Origin of the sequence: Pusillimonas sp. (assembly GCF_029263785.1) — a bacterium.
Classification (GTDB): Bacteria; Pseudomonadota; Gammaproteobacteria; order Burkholderiales; family Burkholderiaceae_B; genus Pusillimonas.
The window spans coordinates 38,711-53,280 of the sequence record NZ_JAJUFE010000008.1; the positions used below are offsets into that span (position 1 = coordinate 38,711).

The following is a 14,570-nucleotide window of genomic DNA, read 5'->3' on the forward strand; positions in this document are numbered from 1 at the left end:
ATTTATGATTGCCCGACGGGTATGGCGTCGCCGACCCGCATACGATACCGGCCTAAGCCGAAGCTTTGCAGTTTACCACCGGACGCTACGATGATGCGGCTATATCCAAACATAATCGGCCACAGAGGTGCGGGGCGGCTGGCGCCGGAAAATACGCTGGCCGCCATGCGCGTTGCGGCTCGCTACGGCATCGAGATGGTGGAGTACGACGTCGCGCTGAGCCGTGACGGCATTCCAATACTATTGCACGATCAGAACATAGCTCGTACGTCGACGGGGTCGGGCAATGCAGACGACATGACCCTGGCCGAGCTGGCCCGATTCGACTTCGGCTCCTGGCACTCATCCGAATACGCCGGAGAGCCAATCGCTACCTTGTATTCCATCGCAGCCTTTACTCGACAGAACAACATTCGCAGCAATATCGAAATAAAGCCGCAGCCGGGCCGTGAAGCTCTGACTGGCAAGGTGGTGGCCTCAACTGCCGCATTGCTTTGGCAAAACGCTCCCTCACCTGTGTTGTCGTCTTTTTCGGAAATTGCCCTGGAGGCGGCGATGGCTTCGGCACCGGAGCTGCCCCGAGCCTTGCTGCTGGAAGGACCGTTGAATCCGGACTGGCAAGAGCGTGCGGATACGCTGGGCTGCGTGGCCCTGCATTTGCAGCAAGAGCATATTGACCGGGCTACGATCAAAGTAGTGCGTGACAAAGGCTATAGAATAGCGGCATGGACCGTCAACGATGTCGCAAGGGCCCGTGAACTTCTGCGATGGGGGTGCGACGGTCTGTTCACAGACGCCATCCATGCGCTTCCCCCAGCCCTCAGACTCTTATAGGTCACTTCTTGTTTAGCTACCGACACGCCTTCCATGCGGGCAATCACGCGGACGTGCTGAAGCACGCCGTGCTTGTTCAGATACTTGACCACTTCAACCAGAAAGACAATCCCTACTGGGTGATCGACACTCACGCCGGCGCCGGCATATACGATCTGACCAGCGAATGGGCACAGCAGAATGGTGAATTCGTCGATGGCCTGGACCGATTATTGGGCCCGGATGACAAACCCCGGCTAATCAAACGCTACCTCGAAGAGGTGCAACACTTTAATCCTGATGGCGTAGCAAACTACTATCCGGGATCGCCGTGGCTGGCGCTTCGGGCATTACGTGAAAAGGACAGGTTGCGCCTGTTTGAGATGCACCCGTCTGAAATCGAGGTACTGAAGCACAATCTTTCGCAACAGGACAAGAAAGCGATACGCCAGACCATAGTTTACGAGGCCGATGGCTTCAGCAACCTCAAGTCCTTGCTCCCACCGCCCACGCGGCGAGGAATCATCGTTATTGATCCCTCGTATGAGAACAAAAGCGATTACCGCAAAGTGATGCAAATGCTCGATGATGGATTGAAGCGCTTCGCGACGGGTTGCTACGCCGTTTGGTATCCGCTGGTGCAACGGCGCGAGGCACTTGATCTGGTTCGTACACTCGAGCGCTTGAAGGTGCAATGGACGCACGCCTCATTAAAAGTTCGCAAGCCGGCCAAAGAGGGGTTCGGCCTGCACGGAAGCGGCATGTTCGTCATCAATCCGCCGTATACCCTTCATGAGCAGCTTGAATCCGCCCTGCCATGGCTGACAAAGAAGCTGGCGCAGGATGACACGGCAGCGTATTCACTCAAGCGTTCCGGCTGACCTGGCTTGGCGCCGTGCCTGCACGCCAAGACCACATGCCTAGATAAACCGCTCGCCTTCGCGCAAATAACGCCATTTCCCTGGTGGCAGATCGCCCAGCACGATTCGTCCCATGCGCACACGCTTGAGACCCACCACCTTGAGCCCGACCATTTCGCACATGCGGCGTATCTGCCGCTTTTTACCTTCACGCAAGATAAACCGCAGCTGGTCGTCATTCTGCCACTCGACATGAGCCGGCTTGAGAGGCTCACCGTCAAGACTCAGCCCGTGATTGAGGAGCTTGAGACCATTGGCGGCAATACGGCCTTCGACACGCACCAGGTATTCCTTGTCAATGTCCGAGTGCTCATCAATAAGCTGGCGGGCAATCCGCCCGTCTTGTGTCAGAACAAGCAAGCCCTGCGAATCGATGTCGAGCCGTCCGGCTGGAGCCAGGCCACGCAAGTGCGCCGGATCAAACGAAAACGGCGAGCGCGAGGGATTATGCAGGGTACGTGCGGTAATGAGAGACACAGCGGGCCGGTATCCCCGCTCGGCCTGGGCCGATACATAGCCAACCGGCTTGTTCAGCAAAATGGTAACGCGCGACCCCTGCCGCCGCTGCGCCTGTTTATCGAGCGTGATCTTTTGGTTGGGATAGGCCTTGCTGCCCAGTTCCGACACCACGACGCCGTCAACCCGGACCCAACCGCGCTCGATGTACGCGTCGGCCTCACGCCGCGAACACATGCCGCGCTCGGCCATCAGCTTCGAGATTCTAATTTTTTCCATGGAAAGACAGCGTCGCTTACCTTATTGATAACTTTTGGGATCAGGTGAATCGGTGGGATTCGCCAGCACCCGCTTCAGTTCGGCCGACATCGGCCAGTTGAGATTGATATTTCGCGGTGGTATCGGCTGTGTGAACCATTTGTTGTACAACTGCTCGATTCGGCCGTCTTTCATCATGGCAATGACTGCCTCATCAACGGCTTCCTTGAAGGCGGTGTCACCTTTGGGAAGAATCATGCCGTAAGGTTCTACCGTATAGGCTTTCTCGCTGATCATCCAGTCGTCAGGGTTGCGCGAGTTGGCCACCAGGCCGGCCAACAAGATATCGTCCATGAAGAACGCCACGGCCCTGCCGCTGTTGACGGTAAGAAACGCTTCCGAATGGTCCTTGGCATTCATGATTCTCATGCCGAGCTTTTCCTGGGCGTTGACCTCGGTGAGCCAGCGCAGATTGCTCGTTCCTGCCGTCGAGATGACTGTTGCGCCCTTGAAGTCGGACAGGTCATGAACGTTCGACTTCTTGAGCGCCGCAAAACGGGTGGACGTGACGAAAGTCGTGGGCGCAAAGCTGACCTGCTGCTGACGCTGTTCGTTATTGGTCGCCGAACCACAACTGATATCGACCGTGCCATTGGCCACGAGAGGTATCCGCGTCGAGGAGGTTACCGATACCTCTTTGACCTTTAGTTGTTCAAGGCCCAACTTGTTCTTGAGGGCTTCGACCACGCCATAGCAGATGTCGATGGAATACCCCACCGGCTTTTGAGTGTCGTCCAGGTAAGAAAAAGGTATGGATGATTCACGCACGCCCAGCGTGATCTGTTGCGTATCACGAATCTTGTCGAGCCGGCTTTGGGCCTGGCCTGCAACAGGCGCCACCAAAAGGGTAGCAAGCAACACGGTCAAAAACTTCATTCTGTCTCCTTCTGGATAGCCGGTATCAATGACGCTAGAGCGCCTCGTTGCCGCATTCTCCAGTACGAATGCGAATTGCCTGCTCGACAGGCATGACAAAGATCTTGCCGTCCCCGATCTTTCCGGTACGTGCCGCCTTTACGATGGCTTCAATGGCGGCCTCAACCATCTCGGCGGGCACGACCACCTCGACACGAATTTTTGGCAAAAAATCAACAACGTATTCAGCGCCGCGATACAGTTCGGTATGGCCTTTCTGTCGGCCAAAGCCCTTGACTTCCGTGACGGTAAGGCCGCTGACGCCGATCTCGGCGAGGGCTTCCCGAACTTCGTCGAGTTTGAAGGGCTTGATGATCGCCGCAATCAGCTTCATGTGTGGAGCTCCGTAAGTATGGGTCGATTTGATCGGGGATTCGGTTCAGGCTGAATCCATACGCATAGCAGGCATCAGTCACGATAGCCGTTGGCAATAGGCATCCGCCAGTCCCGACCAAACGCGCGCGAGGTAATTTTGGGCCCGACAGCACCTTGCCGACGCTTGTACTCGTTGATGCGAATCAGCCGTGCCACCTTGGCCACGGTTTCCCGATCGTAACCTGCCTGAACAATTTGCTCGACCGATTCGTTCCGCTCGACGTAGTGTTCAATAATGCCGTCCAGCACATCGTACGGCGGAAGACTGTCCTGGTCAGTTTGATCCGGGCGCAGCTCGGCAGATGGCGGACGAACGATAATACGCTCGGGGATGACGGCAGAGCGCTCGTTGCGCCATCGCGCCAGCGCGTACACCATGGTCTTGGGCACATCCTTGAGCAAGGCAAAGCCGCCTGCCATGTCGCCATACAGTGTGCAGTATCCGGTAGCCAGTTCAGACTTGTTTCCGGTAGTGACCACCAGGCTGCCGAACTTGTTGGACAAGGCCATCAACAATGTTCCACGTATGCGTGCCTGAATATTTTCTTCGGTCGCATCAGGCTCGAATCCCGCAAACAGCGGCGCCAGCGCCTGATCAAAACCGTCTGCCAGGGGACCGATTACGATTTCGTCGTACTGGACACCCAGGTTCCGGGCCATCTGCCTTGCATCCTGCAATGAAATGTCGGCGGTATAACGAGACGGCATCATGACGGTGCGCACGTTCTGGGCACCCAGCGCATCTACCGCGACTGCCAGCACCAATGCCGAATCCATGCCACCCGACAGACCAAGTACCACCCTGGAAAAGCCGGACTTGGCCATGTAGTCGGAAAGGGCAAGCTTGAGCGCTTCGTAGACCTGTTCGAGGGTGTCCGGCCATTCTTGCGGCAGGCCACGCAAAGTACCGCCTTCGACGGACAATTGTGCATGCACCGGCGCACCGCTCTGGTCAAGTTCAACAACACCGAACGCCTCCTGGAACACCGGGAAGCGCGCGAATACATCGCCATCGCTGTTCAATACAAAGGAAGCGCCGTCAAACACGAGCTCGTCCTGCCCGCCCACCTTGTTGACATACAGGGTCGTGAGCCCACGAACGTTGGCTCCCACCTGGTCAAGGCGTAGCTGCTGCTTCCGGGTACTGTAAGGCGAAGCGTTCAGGACCAGCAGCACCTGGGCGCCATGCTGGGCAGCCATGGCGGGACTGCTGGCAAGCCAGGCATCTTCACAGATGTTCAAACCGAAACGCAGGCCCTTGACCTCGAACACGACAGGCTCCTGGCCGGGCGAAAAGTATCGCATTTCGTCGAACACGCCGTAGTCGGGGAGTTCGTGCTTGCAATAACACGCCAGAACACGACCTTCGGCAACCACAGATGCAACGTTGTACAGCTTGCCGTCAATCTTGCTGACGTGGCCCACAACGACCCTCATTCTGGGATCAATGGCATTCAACTGCGCACGGAGCTCCTGGAAGGCCTGATCATGCCGGCGAAGGAACTCATCACGCAGAAACAGGTCTTCGGCGGGGTACCCCGTGAGTGTCAGTTCCGGCGTAACGAGGATGTCCAAGCCCTGCTGACTGGCCCAGCGTGCGCTTTCTATGATTTTGGCAGCATTCGCCTTCAGGTCACCCACGCGAGAGTTGATCTGAGCAAGGCCGACTTTTACAACCGTCATGGAAATTGCCTGTATCACTTCCGTTGAAAACAAAATTATCGCACGAGCGGATGCGCGGTTTTCTGGAGGCTCGCCGGGAGGAAATGTCGCAGCCTGGCGTCGACCGACCATTCACAACCCAGCCCGAGCCGGCCGAACAGGCTCGCACCCACCAGGGTCAGCGAGAGTAATTCGGCAACGCCCGAGCCTGCCCGGGCCCACCCACCTCGCCGCCTCGCAGACCGTAGACAAAATCCGCCCCGGACGGCGCCTGGTACAACTGGAGTGAAAGTTCGGGCAATATCGCAATCAGATGGTCGAACACATCTCCCTGGATGCGCTCATATTCCACCCAGGCAGTATTGGCGGAGAAACAGTACACCTCGACTGGAATCCCCTCTGAACCGGGCTCCATCATCCGCACTATCATCAGCATGTCTTGCCGCAGTTCCTTATGCTGCTTCAGATAAGCCAGCGCATAAGCCCTGAACGTACCCAGGTTGGTCAGCCGGCGACGGTTAACCTCTTCAGCGGCCAGCTCTCCCAATGAGCGGTTGGTTTCAATAAGCTCTGCTTCCTTGCCGGCCAGATAGTCCTTCAAGAGATGGAACCGCGATAAATCGCGTATTTCGTCCTCGGTCAGGAAACGCACCGTGGCCGCATTGATGCGCAAAGTACGCTTGATCCGCCTGCCGCCAGACTCAAACATATGACGCCAGTTCCGGTAACTTTCCGAGAAAAGCTTGTACGTCGGAATGGTAGTGACCGTTTTATCCCAGTTCTGAACCTTGACGGTGTGCAAGGCGATATCAATGACAAAACCGTCGGCATTGGCCTGCGGCATCTCGATCCAGTCGCCGATGCGCAGCATATCGTTGGTGGTCATCTGCGTGCTGGCCACCAGCGACAGCAAGGTGTCCTTGAAAACCAGCAGAAGTACCGCCGACAGTGCACCCAGACCGGACAGCATCAGCAAGGGCGAACGGTCGATAAGCAGCGAAAACACCAGGATGACGCAGATACCCCACAGGATGATCTTCGCCAGTTCGAGATACCCTTTTATAGACCTCGTCTGGGCACGCGTCGTAGCCTCGTAGGTGTCCAGCCAGGCCTTGAGCAAGCCGTTGATGGCTATGAAAAAGAAGACCAGACAGACCGCCTGCAAAAATCGCGATACCGGCCCGACATACCTTTCCGTGATGGGCAGCAAGGTAACGTTAATGGTTAGTACCAGCAGCGGTACCAGATAACCCACATGCCGGAACACGCGACGCCGGTGCAGGGCTTCAGACCAGTCTTCGCGACCAATGGCCGTCAGCATGCGTCGTGCAACAGACACAACGACCCTGCGCGTCAACCACGCCGCCAGCAGTACAAGGGCCAGAAGGACGACAAGCCCGATCACTACCTGAGCGAGGATGGAATCAGGGATATGGTTGCCGAGCCAGTTGTCGCCCAGCCAGGCTGCCATCAGATTGTTTTTTTCAATTGCCAGTTCCATGAGTTGTCTTGCCTTTTTGAGTCGCACCCTCGATATTGATGGCATCGACTCCGTGTAGCGTTTCGTGCAGTTCGAAAAGGCTAATACAATACCTTATTCGCGTGTACATCCTGTCACTTGCGCCTGTTTTATAATCCGGCCCTATGTCCAAAGATACCCCCTCCTCCGGGCAAGACCAATTTGCCAACAAAGCACAGGCTTGGTCTGCGCGCTTCTCCGAACCCGTTTCAGATCTCGTCAAGCGATACACCGCCTCGGTCAATTTCGACCAGCGATTGGCTGCGGTTGACATCCAGGGCTCTCTGGCTCATGCCGACATGCTCGCTTCCATCGGCATCATCAGCCAGCAAGACTACAGCGACATCCAGCGGGGCATGGCGCAAATCCTGCAAGAAATTGAACAGGGCGCGTTCGAGTGGTCAATAGACCTCGAAGACGTGCACCTCAATATCGAAAAGCGCCTGGTGGAGCTTATCGGCGATGCGGGCAAACGCTTGCATACCGGCCGGTCACGGAACGATCAGGTTGCAACCGATATCCGCTTGTGGCTGCGTGCCGAAATTGACACCAGCATCGACCTGCTGCGCCAGCTTCGTCGCAATCTGGCCGAGCTGGCCTTGCAGCACGCCGACACGATCATCCCTGGTTTCACCCATCTTCAGGTGGCGCAGCCGGTAACGTTCGGCCATCATCTGCTAGCGTATGCCGAGATGTTCGAGCGCGACGCACAACGCCTTGCGGATTGCCGCAAGCGCGTGAATCGCCTGCCCTTGGGTGCTGCCGCGCTGGCCGGCACATCGTACCCCATCGACCGCGACCGAGTAGCCAAAAGCCTGGGCTTCGACGGAGTGTGCCGCAATTCACTCGACGCGGTGTCCGACCGCGACTTCGCCATCGAGTTTTGTGCAGCGGCAGCGCTGATCATGACCCACATCTCGCGCCTATCCGAAGAACTTGTCCTGTGGATGAGCCCACGTGTAGGGTTTATTGATCTGGCAGATCGCTTCTGCACGGGCAGCTCGATCATGCCTCAAAAGAAGAACCCCGACGTACCCGAGCTGGCTCGGGGCAAGACCGGACGGGTCAACGGGCACCTGATCGCCCTGCTTACGCTCATGAAGGGTCAGCCCCTGGCCTACCACAAGGACAATCAAGAAGACAAAGAAGGCTTGTTCGATTCCGCCGACACCATCCGGGACACCCTGACCATCTTCGTGGACATGGTCAGCGGCATTCGGGTAAAGCCTGAAGCAATGCGTGCGGCGGCCCTGCAAGGCTTCGCCACGGCTACAGATCTGGCCGACTATCTGGTTAAAAAGGGCGTACCCTTTCGCGACGCCCATGAAACTGTCGCTCACGCAGTGCGAACTTGCGAAGAGAAAGGCTGCGACCTGGCCGATCTGCCTCTCGAAGATCTTCGCGCATTCCATGCCTCGATCGAATCAGACGTTTTCGATGTATTGACCCTCGAAGGTTCAGTGGCCGCACGCAATCACATAGGGGGTACCGCTCCTGAACGCGTGCGTCTCGAGGCACAACGCGTGCTCGACGAAACCTCTGCCGTCAACTAGAGGTTCTCTGCCGTTAGCTAGAAGCTCTTGGTCAGCTGCATCCAGAAACGCGGCTTTTTATCGGTGTCGCTGCGCGACCCGGACGAAAGCCGCCATGCGGCCACGGCATTGAACTGCCATCCGTACTGAGCCCAACCCAAGGTCAGGCCAGTTGCGCCAAGACTGCGGCGATTATCGGCGCTTGACCACGGGTTCTTGTTGATGGTGACCTGTCCGTGATCGACGAACACACCCGTATGCCAGGGCGGCGCCCACGAATAACGAAGCTCCATGCTGCCCAGCCAGCCCTGGTCGCCGCTGGCCTCGCCTTGGGGGTAGCCACGAACAGCATAGGCCCCACCGATACCCATTTTTTCAGACGAGTCCAGGTTCTTATTGGCCCATTGACCCTGCAGTCGTGAATAGAGACTGAATTTTCCGCCCAAGCGCTGCAAGCGCAGTAGCGAAGCTGTCAGCTTATGGAAATTGCCGGATGTCCGCGCTGTCAGATCATCAATTGCCTGATCGATTGCGCCATTCAGGCTCAAACGCCCGGCGCTGTATGCAAGTGCAAAGGATGTTATTCCTCCACCGCCGATTGTGTCGCGAACATTCCCGGTTAACGAAGCCGTCCATACCCGCGAGTGCTTCAAGGTGTCGAAGCCAAACAGATCGATCTTGTCTTGCAGGCGCTTGTAGTCGAACTGGAGCTGACCGTACAGGTTGAGGTCCCGGCTTCGGATCAGGGGCTGAACCACGTATCCGCTGACGATGCCCGCGCGGCCATAGGCATCCAGGGGCTCGAAATCCCGGGCCAGTTCATAATACATATTCGAGAACGCGGCGCCCACACGTGTCGACCAGGGGCCCACAGGCAACTGATAGGCCACACGATAATAGGTTTGACGTTCGTTGGTGCCCATAAGCCGCAGTGAGGCAGCATCGCCCAGACCCAGCGGGTTATTGAGGTTCAGGGTTCCTCCAAGCCTCCACTGACCGGTATACCTGCTGCCGTAGTTATCCAGTTCGGCTACACCGCTTACCAATTGCCCCGGCTTTACACTGACGTGCAGGTTCGATGCACCGACACTGGCCCCCGGACTTAAAGTGGCATCTACTGACACACCCGGCAGATCAGAGACCAGCAACAGACTGCGCTCGAGTGTGTGGGCGTGCACCGGATCGCCGGCCTTGAGATCATCCAGAGGGGACAGCGCCCAGCCTTTCATTGTCGCCTGATCGTCGACAAGCACCTCGCCATAGCGGCCTTCGAGAATGGCAATGCGAACCTCTCCTTGCCGGATCTCTTGCGGTGGCAGGTAGGCACGCGCCAGCACATGTCCGTGCTGGCGGTAATAGGCAGTGATCCTGGCGACGCCGGTCTCCAGATCGGCAAGTGTGACCTCTCGTCCCTTCAGATGATCCAGAAGTGGCAACAACTCCTCTTCTGCAATTGCGGTATTGCCTTCCAGGACAAAGCTCTTTACAAACAGGGTGGCTGCTCCGTCGCTACGGTGCGGAGTTTCGGCTTCAGGCACATCCAACGGGACCTCAGGCTGGGTGGGCAGATCAAGCGGCTGCGACTCAAGTTCGCGCATGGACTGGCCGGCATCCGGGGTACCCAGCACTGACTGAGCATACGCCTGCTGCGCACACGGCAATGAAATCGCCAGCAACAACCCTGACAGCATCCGATAACCACTGACCCACTGCATATCAGATTTCCTCGGGCATGCGAAGCCCACCATTTTCTATAAGGTATATGGAAGAGCCTGCCGAACTGGCGTCGTCGTAATCCTTGTCAAAGGCTGCGGGACCCTGCGGAGTGTTGTGTGCTGAAAATACCGCCGCACGGTAGGGCCCGCCCAACTGACTGAACTCGTCAGCGGGATCAAGCACCACCAGTTGGCCCTCGACAAAACTGAGCGCATAGTTGCCACCCGCAGTCAAGGTACCTCGACGAATGGCGTAACTGCCGGGCAGCTCTCCGGCGTCCCGATTCAGAAGCCCTGTGAGCTGATCAGTGCCCACCAGCTGACCATCGATAAGCCGCCACGTAAGCGCGGGGTCCGATTGCCCCATATATTTGCGCAGGTCGTCGGCAGCTACGGTAATCTCACGGGGATGGATGACGCCAATGTCGCCAACAGGCGTATTGAGCCGATAGCCGTATACCTTTGCCCCACCCGCGACTTCATGTGCGGCCCACTGCAGCCCCTCTACGGTTACTGTCTTGGCCTGGCCCGCGTTCGGATCACTGTAGCGACCTGTTCCACCAGACAGAAGGACGTGGTCTCCTTGCTGGACCCCATGCAGCTCAAAGTTATCGACACTTACCGAAGCCCGGTTTGTACCGTCATAAACCTTGGAGATGTCGCCTTTCAGACGGACGTCAAGTACAGGCGAAAATGCGTACAGCACTCCGTTACCCTCTCCCAATACAACAGAGCCGTAAATGGCATCGTATTGCTTGAAATCGTAGGTCAGTCCGTCCAGCCAGTCGCTAGCAGGCTCATTGGACCAGATGCGCCAGTTTCCCTGGTTGATATCAAACACATTGGCGCCAAACGTATTGATAAAGGACTCTGCCGCGACCAGGTCGATATCGCCTTTGCCGTCAATGCGGAACGTGCCGGTGCCGGACAAAGGGTCTCCATCGTGATCCAGCACTTCGATCAAGGCGAGGGTACCGGTGGAACGGATGGCAATGTTTCCATCACCTGAAATCCATGCTTGGCCCAATGCCAGATCGCCGTTGTTGGAGAAAGCAATATCCCCATTGGCAAATGCATGCATTGCAGCGACGCTATGGGCGCCTTTATCCAGTGATACTGAGCCATCCACGCTGGCAACGTTGAGCCTCGTAGCGGTAATGCCACTACCTGCCGTCGAAACGACATCACCCTCTGCAACGAGTGCAATTTCTTCGGCAGATAGCCTTCCGTTGAGCAAGATGTTCCGATCACTGCTTATATCGATGGCTCCGTTGTCGCTTTGCGCAACGATGTCACCATTGATCTCTAAACCACCATCATCGCCGACGCAATTGCATACGCTCAAACTGATGATTACGTCATCGCCCCGGGCCATGACGGTGTCGTTCACGATAAGGCTCGACCCACTCAGTGTCACGCCGCCCGTACCGTCAAGCGTCAAGGCGTTATTCACCTGCATATCGTTGGCAAACGCCTGGATCAACCCGGTCTGGCCCGATACATCGACTGCGCCGTTGATCTGCAGCTTGTCTGCGGCGAACAGAACGGCGCCAGCTTCATCACTTTGTACGGCAAGTGACGCATCAAGCTGCATAGCGTTTCCTACAAACCGAGCGCTGGTTTGGCCGGCTGTCATTGAAACATTCCCGGCGATGGCCAGCGTTCCATTGTGTGATGCAGCCAAAGCTGCTGAATTGTCGAAAACCTCATCAATAGGGTCGCCCACATCCAGGCAGGACGAATAGCCACATGCAGTGACCAACAGTCCGACTGAATCTCCGGCCAGATTGATTTCGGCAGTTTCTTCGACGAACACGTTCGCGCCCAACAACAAGACGCTTGCGCCGCTCGCACTATCCATGGATAAAGCGCCGCCCAGCACGAGGTCGCCGGCCCTCAGGTCGGGATCCGTACCCGGATCGATCGGGGCATCGCCACGCTGCACATCGCTACAGTCGGCGAATCCGCAGGCAAGCAGCGAAATCGCTGAAGACCCCTCACCCCTTACCTCGACGACAGACCCCTGTGCAGTATCGATAAGGCCGCCTGCGAGCCCGATCAGGCCATCACCGTCTATCGAGATTTTTCCTGCCGTATAAATGCCGCCCTGGGCGCCGATGATTATGGTGCCTTCATTACCGCGAATGGAAACTTCATCGTTTACGATGACAGTACCGCAATCGGCCCCACACGCCGTCAGTGAAATGCTGGCTTCATCGCCCTCGATATGAACACGTGCATTACGTGAGGCGTTTCCCACGTTGATATGACTGCCGCCCATACGGATTTCGGATTCGCTTCCGGTGATGCGAACTTCATCACGAACCAGGATTTCGCCTTCGGCATTCAGATCCAGCAAGGCGGATGGGCCCGTGACGTATATGGGAGCATCGATCGTGATGTTGCCCCCCCCTTCGCTCCCTTGCCCCGCCTCGAAGCTAACCTCTGCTTCATGGGCGGCGACCCTAATTTCCGAGTTCACTTCGATGTGTCGGCCCGCCTCGACAAGAAGGGCGGCTTTATCCCCCTGTATATTGACGAGTTCGTTCACCAACACATCGCGTCCTGCCTTCAAGGCAAGGCCTCCACCCCCGGACGCCGTAATGGACTCGCTGACGTTGATATCGTTATGTGCATTCAGCGAGAGCGTATGGACCGAGTTCCAGCTAACTGCGGCGTTTACGTAAATATTGCCCGGTTCATCTCCCGCATCTGCCGTCGCGATAACGACGTTGGTGCCGTCAAGCATTGTTCCAAGAAGCGAGGCACTGATTCTGGTGCAGTCCGGATCATCAACGCAGCCATCATCACCCGAATCAATGGTGAAATCCCGGGGATCTATCAGCCATGTGCCTGTCTTGCCGTTGGGCGCGAGCGTGAAAATGCTTACACCTTCGTCAATCTGAACCACATTGCCCGACGTCTCGATAAACCCGCCGTCGCCACCGTCAGGCGCACTGGCGTCAAGCGTCCCGCCGACCTGTACGGTTCCACCTGATAAATCACCTAGCAGCACGATCTTCCCGGCACGGTTCTCCAGGGTGCGCGCCTCTATGACGCCCGTATTGTTTACAACAGTTTTCAGCAAGGCATCGGACGCATGGGCGGTCATCAGCACCTGTCCGCCGTCGGCCTGGATAAGGTTTCCGTTTTCGGCCAGCGCATCCTTGGCGGCGGCGTCGATTTGCACTTTCAGCAGACCATCACCGGCGAAATCGAGGGTTGCTGCACTTCCGGCGGCGAGGGCGACTGTCCCCAGCCTGGCCTGGATGACCCCCTGGTTCTGCACCTGCCCCCCCAGCAGTGCCACGGCTCCACCGTCAGCTGCGGTGATGGTTCCCCGGTTCAGCACCGCAGCGGCTATACCGTTCGGATCCCTGCTTCGAAATTGGTAGTTACCGGCCATGAAGTCGGCAGGAGCGATGTCCAATGTGGATGCGACCAGCGCGCCTACGTTAACGTGGGCATCCTGGCCAAACAAGATGCCATTCGGGTTCACCAGAAAGACTTGACCATTGGCCTGCAACTGGCCCAGGATCTGGCTCGGATCCTGACCCAAGACTCGGTTCAGTGCCACAGAGTCGGCTGTGGGCTGCATGAACCGGACGGTATTTCCGGCGCCAATATTGAACTGCTGCCAATCTATGGCCAGGCGTGAGCTGGACTGCTCCACGGCCAGTGTGCCGTCCTGCGGTGTACCGATAGCCCCGGTCCCACTTACTATTTGCCCGCCTGTGGGCAAACTTTGTGCCTTGACAGCTGCTGTCAGGGCCATGCCTGCAAACAGCGTCAATGCAAGCCAATGTGATCGTTTTCTACCTGCCGGGTATCCGCGATTCATCTTTTTCTCGAGAAAAATCTCTCGCAGCGGGAACTCAGGCATGGTCGATGCAAAGTCGCGCCGGAAAGTTTGATGCAAACAGCGAAACCGAATCCAGCGATTGCTACCAAGCCTGACACGTATCGTAATGTTTGGTCTTATTTTATTTATTATTGAAGACAAAACATAGATTAATTAATTTTGATACAAAAAAACCCTGCCAGCGAGGGTGCCGGCGAGGGTTCTGATGGTGTAACTGTATGTCGCGTGAACTGCGCGACATCAGTTCGGAGTTTCAGACCCCGCCACTGAGCTCTCCAGGTACGAGGCGACTTCGCCCCGGTCTATCGCAATACGTAGCCGGCGCGCAGAATCCACCACGAGCTCGACTGCCTGGTCGAGCGAACGCACAGCGTACAGCTCATCCAACAGCGAGGCGTCCTGGGCAGTGATGTGATGCAGGGTTTCGATGGTGTGGGACGAAATATTCATGGCTTCTCGTGTACTAAAGTTGATTTGCGACCG

Annotated in this window: 11 protein-coding genes; 3 read left to right on the top strand and 8 right to left on the bottom strand. The window is 57.0% G+C overall.

What is annotated here, in order from left to right; genetic code table 11:
• Positions 1 to 93: 93 nt before the first annotated feature.
• Together ugpQ and rlmJ are read left to right on the top strand one after the other, a co-directional pair.
• Positions 94 to 834, top strand: coding sequence for a glycerophosphodiester phosphodiesterase (gene ugpQ, locus Q1J88_RS04120; protein ID WP_301116304.1), 741 nt, complete (start codon positions 94 to 96; stop codon positions 832 to 834).
• 8 nt (positions 835 to 842) lie between these two features.
• Positions 843 to 1,694 (top strand): 23S rRNA (adenine(2030)-N(6))-methyltransferase RlmJ, encoded by an 852-nt coding sequence (gene rlmJ, locus Q1J88_RS04125; protein WP_301116280.1) that lies wholly within the window; start codon positions 843 to 845, stop codon positions 1,692 to 1,694.
• Between the two features lie 39 nt (positions 1,695 to 1,733).
• Here rlmJ and Q1J88_RS04130 read toward each other — a convergent pair whose 3' ends face one another.
• The 5 genes from Q1J88_RS04130 to Q1J88_RS04150 all read right to left on the bottom strand — a co-directional run bounded on the left by Q1J88_RS04130 (position 1,734) and on the right by Q1J88_RS04150 (position 6,930).
• Positions 1,734 to 2,468: a pseudouridine synthase gene (locus Q1J88_RS04130; RefSeq protein WP_301116281.1), complete on the bottom strand. Its 735-nt coding sequence runs from the start codon at positions 2,466 to 2,468 to the stop codon at positions 1,734 to 1,736.
• A gap of 21 nt (positions 2,469 to 2,489) precedes the next feature.
• Positions 2,490 to 3,383: an amino acid ABC transporter substrate-binding protein gene (locus tag Q1J88_RS04135; protein ID WP_301116282.1), complete on the bottom strand. Its 894-nt coding sequence runs from the start codon at positions 3,381 to 3,383 to the stop codon at positions 2,490 to 2,492.
• 34 nt (positions 3,384 to 3,417) lie between these two features.
• On the bottom strand, positions 3,418 to 3,756 hold the full coding sequence (locus tag Q1J88_RS04140) for a P-II family nitrogen regulator (protein WP_301116283.1): 339 nt from the start codon (positions 3,754 to 3,756) through the stop codon (positions 3,418 to 3,420).
• A 74-nt stretch (positions 3,757 to 3,830) separates the two neighbouring features.
• Positions 3,831 to 5,480 (bottom strand): NAD+ synthase, encoded by a 1,650-nt coding sequence (locus Q1J88_RS04145; protein ID WP_301116284.1) that lies wholly within the window; start codon positions 5,478 to 5,480, stop codon positions 3,831 to 3,833.
• 157 nt (positions 5,481 to 5,637) lie between these two features.
• Positions 5,638 to 6,930 carry a mechanosensitive ion channel domain-containing protein gene (locus Q1J88_RS04150; RefSeq protein ID WP_301116305.1) on the bottom strand — a complete coding sequence of 431 codons (1,293 nt, stop codon included), beginning with the start codon at positions 6,928 to 6,930 and terminating at the stop codon, positions 5,638 to 5,640.
• Between the two features lie 173 nt (positions 6,931 to 7,103).
• On the opposite strand from Q1J88_RS04150, the gene argH reads away from it, so the two are divergent.
• Positions 7,104 to 8,531 carry an argininosuccinate lyase gene (gene argH / locus Q1J88_RS04155; protein WP_301116285.1) on the top strand — a complete coding sequence of 476 codons (1,428 nt, stop codon included), beginning with the start codon at positions 7,104 to 7,106 and terminating at the stop codon, positions 8,529 to 8,531.
• A 17-nt stretch (positions 8,532 to 8,548) separates the two neighbouring features.
• Here the strand turns inward: argH and Q1J88_RS04160 are convergent, their stop codons facing one another.
• From Q1J88_RS04160 to Q1J88_RS04170, 3 genes are all read right to left on the bottom strand, one after another.
• Positions 8,549 to 10,225, bottom strand: a complete 1,677-nt coding sequence (locus tag Q1J88_RS04160; protein WP_301116286.1) for a ShlB/FhaC/HecB family hemolysin secretion/activation protein — start codon at positions 10,223 to 10,225, stop codon at positions 8,549 to 8,551.
• A gap of 1 nt (position 10,226) precedes the next feature.
• Positions 10,227 to 14,108 (bottom strand): filamentous hemagglutinin N-terminal domain-containing protein, encoded by a 3,882-nt coding sequence (locus Q1J88_RS04165; protein WP_301116287.1) that lies wholly within the window; start codon positions 14,106 to 14,108, stop codon positions 10,227 to 10,229.
• 219 nt (positions 14,109 to 14,327) lie between these two features.
• Positions 14,328 to 14,537 (bottom strand): hypothetical protein, encoded by a 210-nt coding sequence (locus tag Q1J88_RS04170; protein ID WP_301116288.1) that lies wholly within the window; start codon positions 14,535 to 14,537, stop codon positions 14,328 to 14,330.
• Positions 14,538 to 14,570: the final 33 nt, after the last annotated feature.